Source organism: Curtobacterium flaccumfaciens pv. betae (assembly GCF_026241855.1).
Lineage (GTDB): Bacteria > Actinomycetota > Actinomycetes > Actinomycetales > Microbacteriaceae > Curtobacterium > Curtobacterium flaccumfaciens.
In genome coordinates, this window is the sequence record NZ_JAPJDC010000001.1 from 1006298 (window position 1) to 1029367 (window position 23070).

18 protein-coding genes, 1 tRNA gene and 1 riboswitch are annotated in these 23070 nt (G+C 72.0%); of the genes, 10 read left to right on the plus strand and 9 right to left on the minus strand.

The features are described 5' to 3' along the window. The first annotated feature begins 97 nt into the window (after window positions 1-97). The 4 genes from ORG17_RS04760 (at window position 98) to ORG17_RS04775 (ending at window position 3597) form a co-directional block, all read left to right on the plus strand. A complete protein-coding gene (locus tag ORG17_RS04760) occupies window positions 98-796 on the plus strand; it encodes a DUF4397 domain-containing protein (RefSeq protein WP_284731149.1) in 699 nt (232 codons plus the stop codon). A 99-nt stretch (window positions 797-895) separates the two neighbouring features. Continuing rightward, window positions 896-2050, plus strand: coding sequence for a glycosyl hydrolase family 8 (locus ORG17_RS04765; RefSeq protein WP_173035692.1), 1155 nt, complete (start codon window positions 896-898; stop codon window positions 2048-2050). After that, window positions 2047-2757 carry a class F sortase gene (locus ORG17_RS04770; protein ID WP_214528068.1) on the plus strand — a complete coding sequence of 237 codons (711 nt, stop codon included), beginning with the start codon at window positions 2047-2049 and terminating at the stop codon, window positions 2755-2757. Before ORG17_RS04765 ends, ORG17_RS04770 begins: the two co-directional genes overlap by 4 nt. A gap of 45 nt (window positions 2758-2802) precedes the next feature. Continuing rightward, entirely contained in the window at window positions 2803-3597 is a 795-nt protein-coding gene (locus ORG17_RS04775) for a polyprenol monophosphomannose synthase (protein ID WP_035807608.1), read from the plus strand. Between the two features lie 105 nt (window positions 3598-3702). Here the strand turns inward: ORG17_RS04775 and treZ are convergent, their stop codons facing one another. Genes treZ through glgX form a run of 3 tightly spaced genes read right to left on the minus strand, consistent with a single transcriptional unit; the run spans window position 3703 to window position 10183 of the window. Further along, window positions 3703-5457 (minus strand): malto-oligosyltrehalose trehalohydrolase, encoded by a 1755-nt coding sequence (treZ, locus tag ORG17_RS04780; RefSeq protein WP_214528069.1) that lies wholly within the window; start codon window positions 5455-5457, stop codon window positions 3703-3705. After that, entirely contained in the window at window positions 5454-7955 is a 2502-nt protein-coding gene (gene treY, locus ORG17_RS04785) for a malto-oligosyltrehalose synthase (RefSeq protein ID WP_214528070.1), read from the minus strand. Before treY ends, treZ begins: the two co-directional genes overlap by 4 nt. Beyond that, the gene (gene glgX, locus ORG17_RS04790) at window positions 7952-10183 is read right to left on the minus strand and encodes a glycogen debranching protein GlgX (RefSeq protein WP_214528071.1); all 2232 of its coding nucleotides are present in this window, start codon (window positions 10181-10183) and stop codon (window positions 7952-7954) included. The genes treY and glgX overlap by 4 nt, the downstream gene beginning before the upstream one ends. 128 nt (window positions 10184-10311) lie before the next feature. Here glgX and ORG17_RS04795 point away from each other — a divergent pair, with 128 nt between their 5' ends. The 4 genes from ORG17_RS04795 to ORG17_RS04815 all read left to right on the plus strand — a co-directional run bounded on the left by ORG17_RS04795 (window position 10312) and on the right by ORG17_RS04815 (window position 14726). Further along, entirely contained in the window at window positions 10312-10632 is a 321-nt protein-coding gene (locus ORG17_RS04795; RefSeq protein ID WP_027464636.1) for a hypothetical protein, read from the plus strand. A gap of 82 nt (window positions 10633-10714) precedes the next feature. Further along, window positions 10715-10826: riboswitch (TPP riboswitch) on the plus strand. After that, window positions 10821-11459: an ECF transporter S component gene (locus tag ORG17_RS04800; RefSeq protein ID WP_027464637.1), complete on the plus strand. Its 639-nt coding sequence runs from the start codon at window positions 10821-10823 to the stop codon at window positions 11457-11459. It overlaps the preceding riboswitch by 6 nt. Window positions 11460-11461: 2 nt before the next feature. After that, a complete protein-coding gene (locus tag ORG17_RS18285; RefSeq protein ID WP_214528072.1) occupies window positions 11462-14149 on the plus strand; it encodes an ATP-binding cassette domain-containing protein in 2688 nt (895 codons plus the stop codon). Continuing rightward, window positions 14142-14726, plus strand: a complete 585-nt coding sequence (locus ORG17_RS04815; RefSeq protein WP_231495613.1) for a nucleoside/nucleotide kinase family protein — start codon at window positions 14142-14144, stop codon at window positions 14724-14726. Before ORG17_RS18285 ends, ORG17_RS04815 begins: the two co-directional genes overlap by 8 nt. Before the next feature lie 56 nt (window positions 14727-14782). Here the strand turns inward: ORG17_RS04815 and ORG17_RS04820 are convergent, their stop codons facing one another. Next, window positions 14783-16168, minus strand: a complete 1386-nt coding sequence (locus ORG17_RS04820) for an MFS transporter (protein WP_214528073.1) — start codon at window positions 16166-16168, stop codon at window positions 14783-14785. A gap of 102 nt (window positions 16169-16270) precedes the next feature. On the opposite strand from ORG17_RS04820, the gene ORG17_RS04825 reads away from it, so the two are divergent. Both ORG17_RS04825 and ORG17_RS04830 read left to right on the plus strand, forming a co-directional pair. Further along, complete coding sequence (locus tag ORG17_RS04825) at window positions 16271-17722, plus strand: LLM class flavin-dependent oxidoreductase (RefSeq protein ID WP_214528074.1); 1452 nt, start codon at window positions 16271-16273, stop codon at window positions 17720-17722. Beyond that, a complete protein-coding gene (locus ORG17_RS04830) occupies window positions 17719-18984 on the plus strand; it encodes an acyl-CoA dehydrogenase family protein (protein WP_301565276.1) in 1266 nt (421 codons plus the stop codon). Before ORG17_RS04825 ends, ORG17_RS04830 begins: the two co-directional genes overlap by 4 nt. 136 nt (window positions 18985-19120) lie before the next feature. On the opposite strand, the gene ORG17_RS04835 is transcribed toward ORG17_RS04830, so the two are convergent. The 5 genes from ORG17_RS04835 to ORG17_RS04855 all read right to left on the minus strand — a co-directional run bounded on the left by ORG17_RS04835 (window position 19121) and on the right by ORG17_RS04855 (window position 22971). After that, window positions 19121-19465 carry a metallopeptidase family protein gene (locus ORG17_RS04835; RefSeq protein WP_035807616.1) on the minus strand — a complete coding sequence of 115 codons (345 nt, stop codon included), beginning with the start codon at window positions 19463-19465 and terminating at the stop codon, window positions 19121-19123. 180 nt (window positions 19466-19645) lie between these two features. Continuing rightward, a tRNA-His gene (locus tag ORG17_RS04840) sits at window positions 19646-19721 on the minus strand. A gap of 75 nt (window positions 19722-19796) precedes the next feature. Then, complete coding sequence (gene orn, locus ORG17_RS04845; protein ID WP_111091505.1) at window positions 19797-20435, minus strand: oligoribonuclease; 639 nt, start codon at window positions 20433-20435, stop codon at window positions 19797-19799. An 848-nt stretch (window positions 20436-21283) separates the two neighbouring features. Then, the gene (locus tag ORG17_RS04850) at window positions 21284-22525 is read right to left on the minus strand and encodes an MFS transporter (protein ID WP_214527853.1); all 1242 of its coding nucleotides are present in this window, start codon (window positions 22523-22525) and stop codon (window positions 21284-21286) included. Beyond that, on the minus strand, window positions 22522-22971 hold the full coding sequence (locus ORG17_RS04855) for a MarR family winged helix-turn-helix transcriptional regulator (RefSeq protein WP_027464646.1): 450 nt from the start codon (window positions 22969-22971) through the stop codon (window positions 22522-22524). Before ORG17_RS04855 ends, ORG17_RS04850 begins: the two co-directional genes overlap by 4 nt. Window positions 22972-23070: the final 99 nt, after the last annotated feature.

Sequence of the window (23070 nt, forward strand, 5' to 3'; positions counted from 1 at the left end):
GCACCGTCGTCATCGGAGCGCTCGCCGCCACACTCGTCGCCGCGACCGTCGGGCTCGCCGCCCCCCAGACCGCTTCCGCCGCGACCGCCGACCAGGGCTGGCTCCGCGTCGGACACCTGTCGCCGGACACGAAGGGCGTCGACGTCGAACTGTCCAGCCTCGCCGGGGGAAGACCGTCTTCGAACTCGACGACGTCACCTACGGCCAGGTCAGCCCGTACGAGAAGCTGCCGGTCGGCACCTACGTCCTGTCGATGCGCGCCGCTGACGCGCCGGGTTCCACCCCGGTCATCTCCACCGACGTCACCGTGCAGAAGGGCGACGCCAGCACCGTCGTCGCCTACGGCAAGAACGACGGGCTGAAGACGACCGCGTTCACCGACGACCTGCAGCAGCCCGGCGACGGCAAGGCGAAGCTCCGGCTCGTGCAGGCCGCCACCACCGCGAAGCGCGTCGACGTGCAGACCTCCGACGGCACCCCGATCGCCGAGGACGCCACCTTCGGCACCGCCACCAAGTACGCGACGGTCGACGCCGGCAAGTGGTCGCTCGACGTCTCCGGCAGCGGCCAGCGGGGCACCGCGAAGGTCGACCTCGCCGGCAACACCGTCTCGACCCTGTTCGTCCTCGACGACAGCAAGGGCAACCTGACGGTCGTGCCCGTGACGGACGCCGCCGCGACCGCCGCCACCCCGTCCGGCGGGGTGCAGACCGGCGGTGGCGGCACAGCCGCGGACCGTCCGGTGACCGAGGCGTTCCACGCGGCCGTCGCGATGCTCCGCTCGCTGTTCCGCTGACGCCCCGGACTGGAGGCGCGGATCACGTGCGCTGCACGGCCCAGGTGATCCGCGCCTCCTCTTCGACCCCCCCCACCATCCCCGGAGAGGCAGGCCAGCATGACCCGCAGGACCTGGATACCGGTCGCCGCCGCGGCGGCCGTCATCGTCGCCATCGTGGTCGCGATCGTCGCGGTCCGCCCCTGGTCGTCGAGCACCACGACCGCCGCTCGTGGCACGGCCACCCCGACCTCGACCACCGCGCCCGACGCGGCGCGCTCGCCGCAGCAGCTCCGGTCGGCGTTCCTGGACCGCTACGTCGAGGACGGTCGTGTCGTCCGCACCGATCAGGGTGGTGACACCGTCAGCGAGGGGCAGGCGTACGGCCTGCTCATCGCCTACGCGAACGACGACCGTGCGCGCTTCGACGCGATCTGGGAGTGGACGAGGGACCACCTGCTCACCGACGACGACCTGCTGGCGTGGCGGTGGACGTCCGACGGGGGCGTCGCCGACGAGCAGTCCGCGAGCGACGCCGACCTCGACGCCGCTCGGGCCCTCGTGCTCGCGGGGAAGGCCTGGGACGACGACCGGTACACCGCCGCGGGGAAGCGCATCGCGGCGGGGATCCTCCAGCACGAGACGGCCCGGACGGACCTCGGCACGATCCTGCTGCCCGGACCGTGGGCGGATCAGGAGCCCTACCGGTACAACGCCTCGTACGCGTCACCCGTGGCCTTCTCGGTGCTGGCGGACGCCACCGGGGACGACCGCTGGAACGCGCTGAACCGGGGTTCGCGCGCCGTGACGGCCGCCGTGCTGGACGCCTCCGACCTGCCCAGCGACTGGTCCCAGGTCCACGCCGACGGATCGGTGGACCCGATGCCGCCCGTCGGTGGGGACGGGCGCGTGCTCTACGGGTACGACGCGATGCGGACGCCGCTCCGGTACGCCGAGGCGTGTTCGGCGCCCGACCGGGAGCTCGCGGCGGCCCTCGCGCCCACGCTCGGACGGACGACGCGGCTCGCCTCGCAGCTCGACCTCGGTGGCACCCCGGTGACGCAGGACACGAACGCGCTGGCCTACACCGCGCGGGCCGCTGCCGAGCAGGCCGCGGGTTCCTCCCGTGCGGCTGCCGACGACCTCGAGCGGGCCGCCCGGACGGCGGCGACCACACCGACCTACTACGGAGACGCCTGGCTGGCCATCGGTTCGACCATGCTGACCTCCGACGTGCTCGGGGGCTGTGCCAGCGACGTCGGAGCCGGCTCGTGAGCGGCCGTCGGAGCGCCGGGCGCGTCTCGGCCGTCCGGCGCCGAGGCGTGGTCATCGGTGCCGTGGTCGCCGCCGTCGTGGTGGTCGGGGGCGTGGCCGGGGTGGCGGTCGCGTCGACGGTGGGCGGCGGCGCGGGGGAGCGTGCCGCGTCGTCGGCGTCAGCGTCCCCGTCGCAGTCGTCCACGTCGCAGTCGTCTTCTTCGTCCTCGGGTTCCGGCACCGACGGGTTCCAGGATCCGGCCGCACCCGAGGCTCGCTCGACGGCCACACCGGTCAGCGTGTCGATCCCGGCCATCGGCGTGCGGTCCTCGCTCGAGGACCTGCACCGCGGCGCTGCCGGAGAACTCGACCCGCCCGTCGGCTGGGACAGCGCGGGCTGGTTCAGCGACGGGATCGTCCCCGGCGAGGTCGGCCCCGCCGTCATCGCCGGTCACGTCGACAGTCCCACGAGCGCCGCGGTGTTCTTCCGACTCGACGAACTGGTCGCCGGCGACGAGGTCCACGTCCGGATGTCCGACGGCAGCACCCGCACCTTCACCGTGGACCGTTCCGAACGCGCCGCCAAGTCGGCGTTCCCGACGAGCGACGTCTACGGCCCCACCCCTACTCCGCAACTCCGACTCATCACCTGCGACGGCACGTTCGACACCGCCACCGGGCACTACACGGACAATCTGATCGTGTTCGCAGACCTCTCGTCGGATTGACCCACCAAGCCAGCGATACATTCGACTGCGAGCACGAGGAGCACCATGAGCGAGACCCTGGTCATCATCCCGACCTACGACGAAGCCGAGAACGTCCGGCCGATCGTCGAGCGCACGTTGGCCGCGACCGACGACTCCGTGCACGTGCTCGTCGTCGACGACAACTCACCCGACGGCACCGGCGACATCGCGGACGCCATCGCCCGCGAGACCGATCGGGTGCACGTCATGCACCGCACCGTCAAGGACGGCCTGGGCGGGGCGTACCTGTCCGGTTTCGCGTGGGGTCTGGAACACGGCTACGCCAAGCTCGTCGAGATGGACGCCGACGGCTCCCACCACCCCGAGTACCTGCCTTGGATGCTCGAGCTCGCGGACTCGAACGACCTGGTGCTCGGCTCCCGGTGGATCAAGGGCGGCAAGGTCGAGAACTGGCCCTGGTACCGCCTCCTGCTCTCGCGCGGTGGCAACCTGTACACGCGTCTCGCCCTGGGCATCGCGGTGCGCGACGCCACCGGCGGGTTCCGGGTCTTCACGTCGCGGGCGTTCGAGCGGATCGACCTCGCCGGTGTGGCGTCGAAGGGGTACTGCTTCCAGGTGGACCTGTGCTGGCGTGCACTCGAGGCGGGTCTGCGGGTCGTGGAGACGCCGATCACCTTCACCGAGCGGGAGTTCGGCGTCTCGAAGATGAGCGGCAACATCGTGCGCGAGAGCCTGGCGCTCGTGACGAAGTGGGGCATCGACCGCCGGATCCGCGAGACCCGGTCCCTGCTCAAGGACCACCGCAAGCTGCCCTCGGTGCGGAAGAACGCGCACGCGGTCTCCGACCACGCCGGCTGAGGCTGCGGACACACGAACGCACGAACGGCGACGGACCCAGGGGTTCGTCGCCGTTCGTGCGTGCGGAGCTGCGGCTCGCGGTTGGCTCGCGCAGCACGCGGTCGGCTAGCGCAGCACGACCACGCCGCGGCCGCGGAACCGGACGACGCCGGCGTCCACCTCGGTCGCGCCGAAGCCGTAGAGCTCCTCGCCCACGGCGTCGGGCACCGGGACCTCGGCTGCGTCGTCGGCGAAGTTCACCACGACGTGCACCGGCGCCACATCGGGGCCGAGCAGCCCGCGGGTGAGCACCAGCCAACGCCGGTCCTCGCTGAAGCGGACGGCGTTCGCCTCGTAGCGGTGGTCGACGAACGCCTGGTCGGTGCGCCGCAGGGCGATGAGCACCCGGTAGGCACGCAGGATCGCCGCACCGCGCTCCGAGCTGACGTCGGCCCAGTCGAGCTTGGAGTTGGTGAACGTCGTCGGGTCCTGGGGGTCCGGCACCGCTGACTCGTCCCACCCGTGCTCGGCGAACTCGGCGATGCGCCCCTCGGCGGTGGCCTTGCCGAGCTCGGGCTCCGGGTGCGAGGTGAAGAACTGCCACGGTGTCGAGGCCGCGAACTCCTCGCCCATGAACAGCATCGGCGTGAACGGCCCGAGCAGCGTCAGGGCCGCGGCGATCACGAGCCCCTCGTCGTCGAGCGTCGCGGCGAGCCGGTCGCCGGCGGCGCGGTTGCCGATCTGGTCGTGGTTCTGGTTCGCGACGACCAGGGCCGTCGCGGGGGAGGTCCCGCGGTCGATCGGCCGGCCGTGCCGCTTGCCGCGGAACGACGACCAGGTGCCGTCGTGGAAGAAGCCGTCCTCGAGCACCTTCGCCAACGCCGACAGCGGAGCGAAGTCGGCGTAGTAGCCGTTCGTCTCGCCGGTGAGCGCCACGTGCACGGCGTGGTGGAAGTCGTCCGACCACTGCCCGGCGAGGCCGTACCCGGCGGCCTCGCGCGGCCGGAACATCACCGGGTCGTTGAGGTCGGACTCCGCGATGAGCGACAGCGGACGCCCGACGAACGACGAGTAGGCGTCGGTCTCGTCGGCCATCGAGGCCAGCACGTGCGGGCGGGTGGTGTCGCGGATCGCGTGCACGGCGTCGAGCCGGAGCCCGTCGACGTGGTGGTCGCGGAACCACATGCGCACGTTGTCGAGCACGTACCGGCGGACCTCGGGGTGCTCGACGTTCACCGAGTCACCCCAGGTGTTGCCGAGCCCGGCCAGCAGGTACGGGCCGTACAGCGGCAGGTAGTTGCCGCTCGGACCGAGGTGGTTGTAGACGACGTCCTGGATGACCCCGAGCCCCAGCGCGTGCGCGGTGTCGACGAATCGGTCGTAGGCGTCCGGGCCGCCGTACGGGGCGTGCACGGAGAACCAGCCGACCCCGTCGTAGCCCCAGTTCCACTCGCCGTTGACGGCGTTGACGGGGAGCAGCTCGACGAACTCGACCCCGAGCTCGACCAGGTGGTCCAGCTTCTGGGCGGCAGCGTCGAGCGTGCCCTCGGGCGTGTAGGTGCCGACGTGCATCTCGTAGATCACGGCGCCGCGGGCCGGGCGTCCGGTCCACGACTCGTCGGTCCACGCGAACCGTGCGGGGTCGACGACCTCGGACGGGCCGTGCACGCCCTCGGGCTGGTAGCGGCTGCGCGGGTCCGGTCGGACCGCGTCGTCGTCGCCGATGCGGAACCCGTACCGTGCGCCGACGACCGGCATCACGGCGTCGGTGGACCACCAGTCGTCGTCGCCCTTGGTGAGCGGGTACTCGACGTCGTCGACGACGAGCCGGACCCGGTCCGGCTCGGGCGCCCAGACGGCGTAACGGTCAGGTGCGGTCATGCGTGACCCTCCAGGATGTCGATCTCGGCCTGCGCGTCGGTCTCGGTGGCGTCCGGCGTGCGGCCGGCGGCGGGCCGGGAGGCACCGCTCGCGTCGGACACGGCGGTCACCGCGTCGGCGTGGCCGGCTGCACCGACCGCGTCGGCGGGCACGAGGAGCGCGACCGGGTAGGTGGTGAGCAGGTCGGCCAGCGCGATCCCGCGGTCGGCGGGGACGCGTCGGCCGGTGAGCAGGTCGATGCGCTCGACGGGGACGGCGTGCACCAGCGTGTCGCCCCAACCGCCGACGCGGCCGAGGCCGATCGGCAGACGCGTCGCGATCGTCACGGCACCGCCGCGGTCGAACGCGATGACGTGGTCGGCCGCGCTGCCGGTGGCCTCGAGCTCCAGGTACCGGGTGAACAGCTCCGGGCGGTCCCGACGGATGCGCAGTGCGCGGGTCGTGACCAGGAGCTTCGCGGCACCGTCGATGCCGATGGTCGGCAGGTCCTCGGGGCCGTCGTCGTCCGGGCCGTCGAGCTCGGCGAGCACGTGACGCCGCTCGGCGTAGTCGACCGGACGACGGTTGTCGGGGTCGACGAGCGAGCGGTCCCAAAACTCGGTGCCCTGGTAGACGTCGGGGACGCCCGGGGCGGTGAGCTGGACGAGCTTCTGGGCGAGACCGTTCGACCACCCGGCGGCGTCGATCTGCTCGTCGAGGGCGTCGAGCACGGCGACCACGTCCGGGTCGTCGAACGCGGCGTCGACGATCGCGTGCATCTGCTGCTCGAACGCCTCGTCGGGCTCGGTCCAGGTGGTGCTGTCACCGGCTTCGCGGGAGGCCTTCTCGGCGTACGCGTGCAGACGCTCACGGCTCGCGGGTCGGGCGCCGACGATCGCCTGCCAGAGCAGGTCGGCGAACACGCGGTCCTGCAACGGCACGAGCGACTGCAGACGCTCGAGGGTGGCGGCCCACTCGTCACCGAGCTCGGCCAGCACGGCGATGCGGGCGCGGGTGTCCTCGCTGCGCTTTGTGTCGTGCGTGGTGAGCGTCGTCATGGTGTGCGGCCAGCTGCCGAGCCGTTCGCGCTGGGCCCGGTGGAAGTCCGCGACCGAGACCGCGAAGACGCTCGGGTCGCCGCCGACCTCGCTCAGGGACGACAGGCGCGAGGTGCGGTAGAACGCCGTGTCCTCGACACCCTTCGCCATCACCATGCCGCTGGTCTGCTGCAGTCGGACCGCCGCGGCGTCCGTCGGGTCGACGAGTGCCGGTGCGATCCGGTCGATGACGTCGTCGAGGTCCGGGCGGGCCTCGACGGCGCGCTCGAGCGCGGTGATGAGATGGTGGGCGCCCTCGGGCAGGTACGTGCGGTACACGTCGAACGAGGCCACGATCTCGGCGACCGCGTCGACGATCCGCTCGTGCGTGATCGTCTCCGTCACGGCGCTCGGTGCGAGCAGGCGTGCGAGCCGCTCGACCTCGCTGCCGAGGATGCCGTCCGCGATGCCCCGTCGGGTGTCGTGCGTGAGCTGCTGCCAGTCGGTCGGTTCGGCGCCCGACGCCGCGGTCAGCGCCTGCTCGCCCGCGGGGTCGACGAACACGCGGTCGAGCACCCCGAGGGCGTCGTACCCGGTGGTGCCGTCGACCGGCCACGAACTCGGCAGCTGCTCGCCCGGCTCGAGGATCTTCTCGACGAGGGTGTAGGCCCCGCCGGTCAGCTCCGCCAGGTCCTGCAGGTAGCCCGCCGGGTCGTACAGCCCGTCCGGGTGGTCGATGCGCAGGCCGTCGACGAGTCCGTCGCGGAACCAGCCGCCGATGACCCCGTGCGAGGCCGCGAAGACCTCGGGCTCCTCGACGCGGATCGCCGCGAGGGTGTTCACCGCGAAGAACCGGCGGTAGTTCAGGTCGTGGTCGGCGCGCTTCCAGTGCACGAACGCGTAGTGCTGGCGGTCGTGCACGGTCTCGACGGTGTCGCCGTCGTAAACCGTTCCGGGGGCGGTCGGGTAGGCGGTCTCGCCGACGCGGAGCACCGGGCGCTCGGCGTCGGACGTGTCGAGCGTGACCGCCTCGAGCAGCCGGTCGTCGAGCACGGGGACGCGGAGCTTGCCGTCGCCGGCTTCCCAGTCCACGTCGAAGGCCCAGGCCACGGGGGAGCCCTGCCCGAGTTCGAGCAGGGACCACCACCACGGGTTCGACTCGGGGGTCGCGACGCCGACGTGGTTCGGCACCACGTCGACGATGACCCCGAGGCCGACGGCGTGCGCGGCCTCGGCCAACGCCCGCATCGCCTGGTCGCCGCCACGGTCGGTGTCGACCCGCGTGTGGTCGACCACGTCGTAGCCGTGGTTCGACCCGGACTCGGCCTGCAGCACCGGCGACAGGTACAGCCAGTCGGCGCCGAGGTCGTGCACGTAGTCGACCAGGTCGCGTGCGGCATCGAGGTCGAAGTCGGCCGAGACCTGCAGCCGGTAGGTCGATGCGGGGACGCGGTTCGCGGCGCCGGGCGTTCCGGCGGTCATCGGGCGGTTCCGCTCGGTGCGGTGGAACCGGCCGGGTTCACCGGTGTGACGGCGTCCTGCGGGGCGTCCGGTTCTGGGGCGCCGTCCTGCTCGGCGTCGACCGGGGTGCTGGTGACCTCGTGGTCGGGCTCGGCACGCAGCACGATCATCGACCGGGCGGGGACGTCGAGCGGGGTACCCGCGTCGAGCACCTCGTCGCGGGCGCCGGGGTCGGCGGTGTCGATCCGGACGGTCCAGCCGGGGGAGTACTCCTCGGGTGGGAGCGTGAAGGTCACGACGTCGTCGTGGGCGTTGAAGTACGTGATGAAGCCGACGTCTGTGACGCGCTCACCACGGGCGTCGCGTCCGCGGATGCCCTCGCCGTTCAGGTACATGCCGACGCTCTTGCCGAAGCCGGAGTCCCAGTCCTCTGGGTCCATGGCGTCGCCCGAGGGGGTCAGCCACACCACGTCGGGCAGCGGCTCGCCCTCGCCACGTCGGACCGGACGGCCGTTGAAGTACCGGGTCCGGCGGAACGTTGGGTGGTCGTGCCGCAGCTTCACCACGTCGGCGGTGAACTGGATGAGGTCCTCGTCCGCGCTGTCCCAGTCGATCCAGCTGAGCTCGGAGTCCTGCGCGTAGACGTTGTTGTTGCCGGACTGCGACCGGCCGAGCTCGTCTCCGTGCGCGATCATCGGCACACCCTGGCTCAGGAGCAGGGTCGCCAGGAAGTTCCGGCGACGCTGGAGCCGCAGGGCGTTCACGGCCTCGTCGTCGGTCGGGCCCTCGGCTCCGGAGTTCCACGACCGGTTGTGGCTCTCGCCGTCGTTGTTGTCCTCGCCGTTGGCCTCGTTGTGCTTCTCGTTGTAGGCCACCAGGTCGTACAGCGTGAAGCCGTCGTGCGCGGTGATGAAGTTGATGCTCGCCTTGGGCGTGCGGCCGTCGTGCTCGTACAGGTCGGCCGAGCCGGAGATCCGCGAGGCGAACTCACCGAGCGTCGACGACTCACCGCGCCAGAAGTCACGGACGGTGTCGCGGTACTTGCCGTTCCACTCGGACCACTGGGGCGGGAAGTTGCCGACCTGGTAGCCACCGGGGCCGACGTCCCACGGCTCGGCGATGAGCTTGACCTGCGACACGATCGGGTCCTGCTGCACCAGCTCGAAGAAGGCCGACAGCCGGTCGACCTCGTAGAACTCGCGGGCCAGCGCCGAGGCGAGGTCGAAGCGGAACCCGTCGACGTGCATCTCGGTCACCCAGTAGCGGAGCGAGTCGAGGATGAGCTGCAGCGAGTGCGGGTGCCCGACGTTGAGCGAGTTCCCCGTGCCCGTGTAGTCCATGTAGAACTTCTTGTCGTCGTCGACCAGGCGGTAGTAGGCCGCGTTGTCGATGCCGCGGAACGACAGCGTCGGGCCGAGGTGGTTGCCCTCGGCGGTGTGGTTGTAGACGACGTCGAGGACGACCTCGATGCCGGCGCGGTGCAGCTCGCGCACCATCGTCTTGAACTCCTGGACCTGCTGGCCCTGGTCGCCCGACGACGAGTACGCCGAGTGCGGCGCGAAGAAGCCGATGGTGTTGTAGCCCCAGTAGTTCGACAGCCCCTTGTCCTGCAGGGTCGAGTCGTTCACGAACTGGTGCACCGGCATGAGCTCGAGCGTGGTGACGCCGAGGCGCTGCAGGTGTTCGATGACCGCGGGGTGGGCGACGCCGGCGTAGGTGCCGCGCTGCTCTTCCGGCACGTCGGGGTGGGTCTCGGTGAGCCCCTTGACGTGTGCTTCGTAGATGACGGTCTCGCCGTACGGCGTGCGCGGCGGACGGTCCCCCTGCCAGTCGAAGAAGGGGTTGATCACGACGCCCTTCATCATGTGCGACGCGGAGTCCTCGTCGTTGGTCGAGTCCGGGTCGCCGAACGCGTACGAGAAGAGCGACTGGTCCCAGTCGATCTCGCCGCTGGTCGCCTTGGCGTACGGGTCCAGCAGGAGCTTCGACGGGTTGCAGCGCGCGCCGGAGTCCGGGTCGTACGGGCCGTGCACGCGGAAGCCGTACTGCTGCCCGGGGCCGATGTTGGGGAGGTACGCGTGCCAGACGTAGGCGTCCACCTCGAGCAGGCGGACGCATTCTTCGTTGCCGTCGGAATCGAACAGACAGAGTTCGACGCGCTCGGCGACCTCGGAGAACAGCGCGAAGTTCGTGCCGCTCCCGTCGTAGGTCGCCCCGAGCGGGTACGGGTTTCCGGGCCAGGTGTGCAAACGGTCCTCCAGGTGTGGGTGCGGCCAACATATCGGCGGCGCTCGTCCGCGTCCGCAGACAAGGCCCAGCTGTGGATGCGTGATGCGCCCCGCGGCCTGTGGAGGAACGGACGAGTAGCGTCGCGCGCATGGCCAACATCGTCTCGAAGATCGCAGACCAGGTCCGCCCGCTCGGGGTCTCCACGAACTACGGAGAACCCGTCGAGGTCGGCGACCAGACCCTCATCCCCGTGTCCGTCAGCTGGTTCGGCTTCGGAGGCGGCGGGGACGACGAGAACGGTGGCGGCGGTGGCGGCGGCCTGTCGGCCCCCGTCGGCGCCTACGTCCGCCGCCCGGGCAAGGACCTCGTGTTTGAGCCGAACCCGATCTCGCTGATCGTCGTCGGCATCCCCTTCGTGTGGGTGGCCGGGCGTGTCCTCCGCAAGCTGGTGCGTGCGCTCAAGAAATGAGCACCTGACGCAACGGGAGGCCCGTGGCGACGCCGCCACGGGCCTCCCGTCCGTCACGCGGTCGCGACCGCGTCTAGACTGCTGGCACACACACGGGAGTCCGGGACCGCCGGGCTGAGAGGGAGCGATCGGCGCTCCGACCGTCGAACCTGATCCGGATCATGCCGGCGCAGGGAGGAGTCAGCAGCATGCCTTCAGGCACGTCCACAACCGTCACCACCGCTCCGCGGCGATCGCTGCGTTGGCGGGTCGTCGACATCGTCGTCGCGAGTGTCCTCGCGGTGGCCCTCGGAGTCGTCTTCCGGCTCTGGGAGTTCGGCTACGAGCCCATCAGCGCCGTCATGGACCTCGTGCTCCCCGGCACGAAGGCCCTGTTCGGCGGGGTCTGGCTGCTCGCCGGACCGATCGTCGCGATCGTCGTCCGCAAGCCCGGCGCCGCGCTCTACGGCGAGATGGTCGCCGCCTCGGTCGAGGCGTTGTTCGGCACCCAGTGGGGATGGCTCACGCTCGAGGCCGGGCTCGTCCAGGGCCTCGGCGCCGAGATCGTCCTCGCGCTGTTCCTGTACCGCGTCTACCGCCTGCCGGTCGTCGTGCTCGCCGGTGCCGCGGCCGGACTCGCGCTCGGCATCAACGACACCGTCCTCTGGTACCCGGGGCTCGACGTCGCCTTCAAGGTCGTCTACGTGATCTGTGCGGTCATCTCCGGTGCCGTGATCGCGGGGGCGGGCTCGTGGCTGATCGTCCGGGCTCTCGCCCGCACCGGGGTGCTGTCGTCCTTCGCGGCCGGCCGTGAGCACAGCCGCCGCGAGCCCCGCGCCCTGGTGTGACCGTGCGCGCTCCGTCGGCGACGTCCCCTTCCACCGGCGGCGACGCCGGCGCAGGTGGCGGCGTCCGCGGGGCGCGGATCGTGTTCCGTGGCTGGGGCTGGCGGTACCCGGAGCGAGACGCCTGGGCCGTCCGTGACGTCGACCTGACCGTCGAGCCGGGGGAGCGGGTCGCCGTCGTCGGGCCGTCCGGTGCCGGCAAGTCGACGCTCCTGCGAGCGGTCGCCGGCGTGCTGCCCGACGAGCCCGACGCCACCGACGACACCGCTGCTTCGGTGCAGGGGACACTCCTGGTCGACGAGGCCGACCCCCGCGCGGTCCGCGGGCGTGTCGGTCTCGTCATGCAGGACCCCGAGGCACACACCGTGATGTCCCGCGTCGGCGACGACGTGGCCTTCGGCTGCGAGAACGCCGGCGTCCCGCGCGACGAGACCTGGGACCGGGTGCGGACGGCGCTCGACGTCGTCGGCCTCGACCTGCCGCTCGACCGTTCCACCGCGCAGCTGTCCGGTGGGCAGCGGCAGCGGTTGGCGCTCGCGGGCGTGCTCGCGATGCGGCCGGGTGCGCTCGTGCTCGACGAACCCTGCGCGAACCTCGACCCGGACGGCGTGGCGCAGGTGCACGACGCCGTCCGGGCACTGCTCGACGAGACCGGAGCGACGCTGCTCGTGGTGGAGCACCGGATCGGCACCTGGCTGGACCTGGTCGATCGGCTCGTGCTGCTCGAACCAGGCGGCGGCGTGGTCGCGGACGGCCCGCCGGCCCGGGTGCTGGCGGACCACGGCGAGGCGCTCACGGCGGCCGGGGTCTGGGTGCCCGGTGCCGAGCCGGCGCGTGGTTCGGCTCGGCGGCTGCGGCGTGCGCTCGGACGAGCGGGCGAAATGCCCGGAGCGTCCGGCGGGGCGACCGCGGCATTCCGCCCGCTCGGCGAGGGAGAGCGCGGCGAGGGGGCGCTCGACGAGGGAGCGCGTGAGATGACGTCGCGCGGACGAGCGGGCGAAATGCCCGGGACGTCCGGCGGGGCGACCGCGGCATTCCGCCCGCTCGGCGAGGGGGAGCGCAGCGAGGGAGAGCCCAGCGAGGGAGAGCTCGGCGAGGAGGCGGCGGTGCTGCTCGAAGCCCGGGGGCTCGGCACGGCCCGGGGGAAGCAGTCGGTCGGGAACGGCATCGACCTCGGGCTCCGGGCAGGGCAGGTCCTCGCGGTCACCGGCCCGAACGGCGTCGGCAAGTCGACGCTCGGGCTCACCCTCGCGGGCCTGCTGGCACCGGCCGCCGGCGAGCTCGACGCCACCGACACCCTCGCCGACGGTCTCGGCGCAGCGCCGCACACCTGGACGAGCCGCCAACTCGCCGCCCGGGTCGGCACGGTGTTCCAGGACCCCGAGCACCAGTTCGTCGCCCGCTCCGTCCGCGAGGAGATCGAGGCCGGCCCCCGAGCACTCGATGCGCCTGACGCCGCCGAACGAGCCACCGCGCTGCTCGACGAGTTCGGGCTGGCACACCTGGCCGACGCCAACCCGTTCACCCTGTCCGGGGGCGAACAACGACGACTCGCGATCGCCTCGGTCATCGCCGCCCGGCCGCCGGTCGTCGTGCTCGACGAACCGACCTCCGGGCAGGACCGAGCCACGTGGCAGGCCGTCGTCGGGCGGCTCGGGGCCCTGGCTGACGCCGGCTCCGCGGTGGTGGCGGTCACCCACGACCGCGATCTCATCCGGGCACTCGACGCCGACGAGGTCGTGCTCGGGCCGGACGGCGCCCGGACCGTTGGGCGCGACCAGGGGCCGTCGGTCGCGACCGCCCTGGAGACGGGACCGACAGCCGGACGCCGCCCCGGGCCTCCAGACCGGACCGACACGGACGACCGGACGGACGCGGCGGACGCGGCGGATGCGGCGGACGGAACCGACCGAACGGACCCGGCGCGACGACCGCTGCCGGCCCGCGCGACCGGCATCCCCGGCGTCCAGCCGGTCGCGTCACTGATCGGTGTGCTCGCCCTCGGCGTCTGCCTGGTGCTCAGTCTCGACGTCGTCTCCGCCGCCGTCGCCCTGGCGCTCGAACTCGCTCTGCTGCCGCTCCTGCGCCTGCCGGTCCGGACCCTGCTGCTCCGACTCGCACCGGTGCTCGTCGCGGTGCCGCTGACGGCGGTGAGCATCGCGCTGTACGGCAGGCCCTCGGGTCGGGAGTGGTTCGACCTCGGGTTCGCGCACGTCACCGACGGGTCGCTCACACTCGCGTTGGCGACGGCACTCCGGGTCCTCGCGGTGGGCGTGCCGGCCATCGCGCTCTTCGTACGGGTCGACCCGACCGACCTGGCCGACGGGCTCGCGCAGGTGCTCCGGCTGCCCGCGCGGTTCGTGCTCGGAGCGCTCGCCGCCGTCCGGATGATGACCTTGCTCGTCGACGACTGGCGACAGCTCGCGATGGCCCGGCGCGCCCGAGGACTCGCCGACTCCGGACGGCTCCGCCGCGGAGCGACCATGGCGTTCGCGCTGCTCGTGCTCGCGCTGCGCCGGGCGACGACGTTGGCGGTGGCGATGGAGTCACGGGGGTTCGGTGCTCCCGGACGGCGGACCTGGGCGCGGGTCGCGCGGTTCGCCGGGCCGGAGTGGGCGATGGTGGCTGTGCTGGTCGGCATCGGCGTGGTGTCGATCGCCGTCGCGGTGAGCGTGGGGACGTGGCGTGCCTGACGCGACGCCGGCAGCCGGCACGACGGACGGCGAGCGCGCGACGGGTACGACCGCCGGTGACCTCGCCCCCGGCCTGGCCGCTGCTGCTGCCGGTGTCGCCGCTGCCACGGGCCGGCGCGCCGTCGTGCTCATCGACGGCCGGTCCGGCACGGGCAAGACCACCCTCGGAGCGCAGGTCGCAGAGCAGCTCGGTGCGCAGCTCGTGCACCTGGACGACCTGTACCCGGGGTGGGACGGCCTGCGTGCGGCTGCCGATGCCGTGGTGACGGACGTCCTCGGAGCGCCGAGCGGGTTCCGACGCTGGGACTGGGCGGCCGACGCGCCCACGGACTGGGCGTCGGTGGACCCCGACCTGCCGATCGTGGTCGAGGGGTGCGGGGCGTTGTCCCGGGCGTCGGCACCGCTGGCGTCCCTGCGGGTGTGGCTCGAGGCCGACGACGCCGTGCGGTGGGACCGGGCGATCGGACGCGACGGCGAGGTCTTCGCGCGCGAGTGGGACCGCTGGGCCGCGCAGGAACAGGCCTTCATCGCCGCCGAGGACCCGGCCGCCCTGGCCGACGTGGTCCTGCGGACGTAGGGCGCCGGCCCGCGCCGCCCCGCGGCGAGCATCGAGGTTTCGCGCTCAGCGACACCTCACGGCCTCCGGAAGGCGAGAACTGTCGCCCAGCGCGAAACGTCAGCCCGCCGCTCCCGCCGCGCCACCGCCCGCGGATCCACCGCGAACACCGCCGCCACGATCGTCAGCACCGCGTACACCCCGAGGTACCCACACAGGATCCACGGCGACCCGCCCCCGAGCTGCACGAACACCGCGGCCAGCAGCGGCGTCAGCCCCACCGAGAAGATCGACCCGATCTGGTACCCGAGCGACATCCCCGAGTACCGCCGCCCGGTCGGGAACTGCTCCGCGAACCACGCCGCCTGCGGCCCGTAGATGCTGTCGTGGAACACGCACATCCCGATCAGCGCCACGAGCGGCAGCAGCACGAGCGGACCGGCGTCGAGGAACGCGAAGAACGGCCAGATGAGCACCGCGATGCCCACCGCCGACCAGATCGTCAGCACCCGCCGCCCGACCCGGTCCGACAGCCACCCCCAGAACGGCGTGGACACGAGCGACACGGCCGAGATCACGAGCACGGCCTGCAGCCCCGCGTCCGAGCCCGATGGCCCGCGCACGTTGCCGAGGTAGGTCAGCGAGTACGTCGTCAGGATCGAGTACAGCGCCGGCTGCACGAGGCGCAGACCCGCCGTCACCAGGATCGACCGCGGGTGTTGCCGGATCGCCTGCCACACCGGGAACCGTTCGACCCCGCCCGAGGCGCGCAGCTCCTGGAACACCGGGGCGTCCTGCACGCCGAGCCGGATGACGAGCCCGACCGCCACGATCACCGCCGAGAACAGGAACGGCAGCCGCCAGCCCCAGGCCAGGAACGCCTCGGTGCCGAGCAGCGACCGCACGAGCGTGAAGACCCCGGTCGCCAGGAGCATCCCACCGGCCGACCCCATCTGCGTGAACGCCCCGAACAGCCCCCGGTGCCGTTCCGGCGCGTGCTCGACGGACAGCAGCGCCGAGCCGCCCCACTCCGCACCGGCCGCGACGCCCTGCAGCAGCCGCAGGAACACGAGCGCCACGACGGCGCCGACCCCGATGGTCGCGGCGGACGGGATCACCCCGATCAACGTGGACGCGATGCCCATCAGCACCAGCGACGCGACGAGCAGCTTCTTCCGCCCGATCCGGTCACCCAGGTGGCCGGCGATCACGCCGCCGAGCGGCCGCGCCACGAACCCGACGCCGTAGGTCGCGAACGACGCGATGACCCCGACGGCCGGCGTCACGGACGGGAAGAACGTCGGTGCGAACACCAGCGCCGAGGCCGTCGCGTAGAGGTAGAAGTCGTAGTACTCGACGGTCGTCCCGACGAACGACGCGAGGGCGACCCGACGACGGGTCGCGGTGGTCGACGGTGCGGCGGGACGGCCTGGAGGCGCGGTGACGGTGGTCTGGCTCGGCATGCCTCAGGAGCATGGTCGGGTCGAGGGCCGCGGGGAACACCGCGCGTAACGGGAGGTCACGTCGCTGTCGTCGGGCGGTGCCCGCCGACCACGATGGGACGCATGAGCGATGCACCGAACCGCCCGCTGCGCTTCGCGGCCTTCGTCATGAACACGACCTCGCACATCCAGCACGGCCTGTGGCGGCACCCCGACGCCCGGCAGGCGGACTTCGACGACGTGACGCTGTGGACCGACCTGGCGAGGACCCTCGAGCGCGGCAAGTTCGACGCGATGTTCTTCGCCGACGTCGTCGGGACCTACGGCCCCGGTCGCGGCGACTACTCGACCAACCTGCGCGAGGGGCTGCAGATCCCCTCGAACGACCCCTCCGTGCTGCTCTCCGCGCTCGCCGTGTCGACCGAGCACCTCGGCCTCGCGTTCACCTCGAGCGTCATCCAGGCGCACCCGTTCGACTTCGCCCGCAAGGTCTCCACGCTCGACCACATCAGCCGGGGCCGCATCGGCTGGAACGTCGTCACGAGCGCCCTCGACAGCGCCGCCCGGAACTTCGGGGCCGACCGGCTCGAGGAGCACGACGAGCGCTACGTCTGGGCCGAGGAGTACCTCGAGGTCTGCGCGAAGCTCTGGGAGGGATCGTGGGAGGACGGCGCCGTGCTGAAGGACCCCGTCCGTGGCTACGCCGACCCCGACAGGGTGCACCGCATCGACCACCACGGCAAGCGCTACGACGTGCAGGGCCCGCACCTGTCGGCACCGTCACCACAGCGGACCCCGGTGCTGTTCCAGGCGGGGTCGTCGCCCGCCGGCCGGGCCTTCGCCGCGCGGAACGCCGAGGCGCAGTTCATCCTGACCTCGAACCGGGACGCCACCGAACAGCTCATCCGCGAGACCCGCGACCTGGCCGAGGCCGCCGGCCGGCAGCGGGACGACATCGCGTTCTTCCTCGGCCTGACCTTCGTCACCGGCTCCACCGAGGCCGAGGCGAAGGCCAAGGAAGCGGAGATCGACGAGTACCTGGCCGCCGACGGGTTCCTGGTGCACTCGAACCTCGGCTTCGACCCGGACACCGGCGAGCCCCTCGACCCGGACACCCCGCTGTCCGAGGTCCGCACCCACGCCGGGCAGTCGCACCTGCAGTGGCTCCGCGAGGCCGCCGGGGACCGCGAACCGACCATCGCCGACCTCGCCCGGCTGTCCGCCAAGCTCCGCGCCCGGGTCGTCGGGACGCCGGAGCAGATCGCCGACGAGCTCGCCGACTGGCAGCGCGTGGGCGTCGACGGCGTCAACGTCATCAACTGGACGCTGCCCGGCTCGTACGAGGAGTTTGTCGACCACATCGCGCCGACCCTGCAGGAGCGCGGGCTGATGCAGTCCGAGTACCGCGAGGGGACCCTGCGCGAGAAGCTCTTCGGCCACGCGCAGCTGCCGGACTCGCACCCCGCCAGGCGGTGGCGCGGAGCGTTCACGGGCGGTGCCGGCGCGACCGCGACCCACCCCGACGACGCGACCCACCCGGACGACGCGACCCGTGCGGTGGAGGTGCCCGCATGACGGCCGCGACGACGACCGACGGAGCCGTGACGGGCCTCCCGGCCGACCGTCTGGCGACCCTGCGCGACCGCTTCGCGCCCGTGTTCGCGACCATCCGCGACGGCGCGGTCGAGCGTGAGCTCGCGTCCGGCACTCCCGGCGACCGGCCGCTGCCGCACGCCGAGGTCCGGGCGCTCGCCGACGCGGGGTTCGGGCGGCTCCGCGTGCCGGAGGACCGCGGCGGCTTCGGCGTGACGCTGGTCGAACTCGCGCACCTGGTGGCGGACCTGGCGGCGGCGGACTCGAACATCGCGCACCTGTGGCGGGGACACTTCGGGTACACCGAACTGGTGCTGCTGCGGCCGCACTCGGCGTCGCGCGACGAGTGGCTCGACCGGATCGTCGGCGGCGCGATCGTCGGGAACGCGACCTCGGAGCGGACCGGGACGACCCTGGCCGACATCTCGACGACGGTGACGCCGTCTGGTGGTTCCCTCCGCCTCGACGGGCGGAAGTTCTACTCGACCGGCACGCTCTACGCGGACTGGATCTACCTGGCGGCAGACCGTGACGGCGAGCGCGTGACGTTCGCCGTCGACGCCTCCGCGCCGGGCGTCAGGAGCATCGACGACTGGGACGGGTTCGGGCAGCGGTTGACCGCGTCCGGCACCACCGTGTTCGACGGGGTGTCGGTCGACCCCTCGGTGGTGTCGGCGTACCGGGACGCCCCGCTGTCGCACATCCAGGCCTTCTACCAGCTGTACCTGCTGGCGGTCCTCGCCGGGATCGGGCAGGCCGTTTCCGACGACGCCGTGGCCTTCGTGCGACCACGGACCCGCACGTACATCCACGCCAACGCGGCCGTGCCGGGGGAGGACCCGCAGGTGCTCGCGGTGCTCGGGCGGCTGTCGGCCGGGGCGTTCACCGCCCGGTCACTCGTCGTCGCCGCCGCGGGGCTGCTCGACGCGGTCGTCGCCACGAACGAACCCGGGGTCGGCGTCGACCGCGTGGTGCTCGACGCGGCCGAGAACGCCGTGTACCAGGCGCAGGTCGAGATCGGGCCGCGGGTGCTGCGGTCGGCGACCGAGCTCTTCGAGGTCGGCGGGGCGTCCGCTGCCGACCGGACGCGTGCGCTGGACCGGCACTGGCGGAACGCCCGGGTGGTGGCGTCGCACAACCCGGCGGTCTACAAGGAGCGGATGGTGGGGGAGTACGCGCTGCACGGGCGGGGGCCGGTGGGGGCGTGGGAGAAGTACCACGAGGTGGGGCCGACGCGGTTCTGAGGGCGCGGGCGGCCGCGGGGCGGGGCCAGGGTGGCGTGAGTTTTCGCGGTGAGCGACAGTTCTCGCGCCCGTAGGCCCGAGGAATGTCGCTGAGCCCGAAACCCGGGCGCCGGGCGCCGCGGCGCGCCCGATGACGCTACGCCCAGCCGAGCTCGTGCAGCCGCTCGTCGTCGATCCCGTAGAAGTGGCCGATCTCGTGCACGAGGGTGGTGTGTACCTCGTCCTTGAGCTCCTCGACCGTGTCGCACTCGGCCAGGTGCTGCTTCCGGAACACGACGATGCGGTCGGGCAGTTCACCGAAGCCGTACTGGCCGCGCTCGGTGGCCGCGATGCCGTCGTACACGCCGAACAGCTCTTCGCCGTTCTCCGGCTCGTCCTCGACGACGAACACCACGTTGTCGAGCCCGTCGACCATCTCGTCGGGCAGCAGGTCGAGTTCGTCGGTCACGAGTTGCTCGAACGCGTCGGCGGACATCTCCATCACGCAGGGATCGTCCCACACCGCGCTGACCCCTCGCGGCTGAGCACCTGCGGTTGAGCCCTCGCGGCTGAGCACCTGCGGCTGACCACCCGCGGCGAAGCCGCACGGCGCCGCAGGTGCCCAGACAAACACTGAGGGAGAGCCCCGGTTGCGTCACACGCAACAGGACTCTCCCTCGACTGGGGTGAATAACGGGTCTCGAACCCGCGACCTCCTAGACCACAACCAGGCGCTCTACCAACTGAGCTATATCCACCATGTTCGAACCGGCGGACCGGCGCGACCACTCAATAGTAGTACATGCGGGACGGGGTGCGGACCACCCGTGTCGCTACTCGGCTGCGGGCTGCGCCAGCCGTGACTCCCACTTCGCCACGACGTCGGCCTGCACGGCGCGCACGTCGTCGGTGCTCGGGCCGGGCTCGGCGACGAAGCCGGCGCGGCGGTAGTACTCGAGCTCGCGGATCGACTCGAGGATGTCCGCGAGGGCCCGGTGCCCACCGTGCTTCTCCGGTGCGTTGAAGTACACGCGGGGAAACCAGCGGCGGCAGAGCTCCTTGATGCTCGACACGTCGACGCTGCGGTAGTGCAGGTGCCCGTCGACCCGCGGCATGTACTTCGACAGGAATGCGCGGTCGGTGCCGATCGTGTTGCCGGCCAGGGGTGCGGAGCCCTCGGCGGGGACGTGCTGGAGGATGTACTCGAGCACCTGGTACTCGGCGTCCGCCAGGCTCACGCCGTTCGGGATCTCCTCGATGAGCCCCGAGGTGACGTGCATGTTCGTCACGAACTCGTTCATGTTGTCGAGCGCGGACTGGTCCGGCTTGATGACGATGTCGAAGCCGGGGTGCACGGGCTCGAGGTCGAAGTCGGTGATGACCACGGCCACCTCGACGAGTTCGTCGACCTCGAGGTCGAGGCCGGTCATCTCGCAGTCGATCCAGACGAGGCGGTCATTCGCGGTTGCCATGTCCTCGATCCTATTCCCGCCCTAGGTGCCTGCCGTACGTGCCGCTGTGCCCGCCCTGCCCGTGCCTGCGCGTGCTCGGGCTCGGTGGCCGGTGCTCGGCCACCCGTCCCGCGCGTCCGATCCGCGAGCGGGCGAAATGCCGCGGTCGTCTTGCGGACGCACCCGGATGTTCCGCCCGCTCGTCGATCACGTGAGCCGCATGCGGTGCAGGCGGCCGCCTGGAGGCCCGGTGGGACCCCGGCGGGGCACCCCGCGCCTCCAGACGGTCCCTTCCACCCCGCCTGCCGCACCGATCCCGCCTGGCCGCGCGTCGTGACCGCGAGCGGGCGAAATGCCGCGGCCGCCCGCGGACGGGCCGCGGTATTCCGCCCGCTCGCCCACGGCGGCGCCGCGGTCGCGCCTTGGCACGCCCGCGCCCAGCCGAGCGGGCGAAATGCCGCGGTCGCTTTCGGGACGCACCCGGATGTTTCGCCCGCTCGTCCGGCGGGGTGAGCCGCGGGCACTGCAGGCGACCGCCTGGAGGCCCGTGGCTGCCCCGTCAGGCCGCCCCGCGCCTCCAGGCAGTCACGTCCGCCCCGCCTGCCGCAGCGCTCCGGCCGACCGTGAGTCGACCGCGCGAGCGGGCGAAATGCCCGGCTTCGTCCGCAGGGCGACTCGGGCATTTCGCCCGCTCACGCGGATGAGGGCGGAGGGGGGAGGGGGGAGAAGCCGCGCGAGCGCGCGGACGCGCGAACGAGCGAAATGCCGGCGTGCCCGAGGGGGACACTCCGGCATTTCGCCCGTTCGTGGGGAAGAGGGGAAGTGGGGAAGTGGGGCGTGCGTGAGATGAGAGCGCGGGCCCCGGGCGGCTAAGCCATGTCGCCGGCGGTGATGGCCTCGGCCTCGACACGCTCCGGCTCGGCACCGTCGTCGACGCGACGCAGGATCCTCGTGGTGCAGAGGATCACGACGAAGGCGACCGCGACGGACGCACCCGCGAAGACGTACGCCGCCGAGGGCGAGTACGCGTCGGCGAGCAGGGTCGCGACGGGCGGGGCGATGGCGCCGCCGATGAACCGGACGGCGGAGTAGGCGCTCGAGGCGACCGAGCGGGGGAGGTCGGTGGCCTCCATGACGCACTCGGTGAGCACGGTGTTCAGGACGCCGAGCACGAGGCCACCGATGACGACGCAGATGATCAGGCCGACCTGGGAGCGCACGACGACGGCCGCGGCGAACAGGTCGAGCGAGAGCAGGGGCAGGGCGATCTTCAACACCGTCGTCCTCCGGAAACGGGCGGTGAGCATCGGGGCGACCCACACCGACGTGATAGCGAGACCGACACCCCAGCCGAAGAACGTGAACCCGATGCCGAGCGCGCCGAAGCCGAGCGGGAACGGGGTGTACGCCAGCAGGACGAAGAAGCCGATGTTGTAGAACAGCGCGGTCGCGGCGAGGGCTGCGAGCGCCGGACGGGTCAGGGCACGGAAGGGGGCGGAGAGCTTCGTCGGCGTGGGCTTCTCGAGGCTGCCGGTCTTCAGCAGGGCGACGATGGCGATGAACGCGACGGCCATCAGGGTCGTGACGCCGAAGAACGGGCCGCGCCAGCTCACCGAGCCGAGCAGACCTCCGACGAGGGGACCGACGGCGATGCCGAGACCGAGCGCTGCCTCGTACAGGATGATCGCCGAGGCGGTGCCGCCCGACGCTGCCCCGACGATGGTCGCGAGTGCGGTGGAGATGAAGAGCGCGTTGCCGAGACCCCAGCCGGCGCGGAAGTCGATGATGCTCCACACGTTGTTCGACGTCGCCGCCAGGACCGAGAAGACCACGATCAGGGCGAGTCCGATGAGCAGGGTGCGCTTCGCGCCGATGCGGCTGGAGACCCAGCTGGTGAAGAACATCGCGACACCGGTGACGGCGAGGTAGCTCGTGAAGAGCAGTTCGGTCTGCGCGGGGGTCGCCTTGAGGGACGCCGCGATCGCCGGGAGGATCGGGTCGACGAGGCCGATGCCCATGAACGCGACGACGCAGGCGAAGGCGATCGCCCAGACCGCGGACGACTGCTTGAGGATGGAGCCGGACTGGCCGGCGGGTGCGTGGGCGTTCACGCGGGGATCTCCGTTCCGTTGGGGGTTGTCCGGGTCCGCTGGGCGATCAGGTTCGCCGCGTGGTGCAGGACGTCCCAGTCGTCGTCGGTCAGGTCGGCGAACAACGGACCGACCGTGCTGGTGAGGGTGGAGCGCCAGGAGGCGAGTCGTTCGCGTCCGGCCTCGGTGAGTTCGATGAGCTGCCCGCGGGAGTCGTCCGGGTCGACGCTGCGGCTGACCAGGCCGTCGGCGAGCATGCCGGCGACGAGTCGGGTCATCGTGGGCTGCGCCACACGGGAGGCGGTGGCCAGTTCACCGAGTCGCAGGGGCTCGTCGGTCTCGAGGATGCCGAGCGTGCGCCAGACCGCGGCGGACGTGGTGTTGCCCGTCGACTGGACGGCGCTGCGGATCAGGCGGTTGACGGAGACGAGGAGGGTCTCGATCGTCTGCTCACGCGGTGTTTCCATAGCTGAACTATATAGCCATGCTATGCAAAGCGCAACGGAAGCGCGACGGCGGTGCAGCCGAGCAGCGACGGGCCCGAACAGACTGCACCAGCCGCCGCC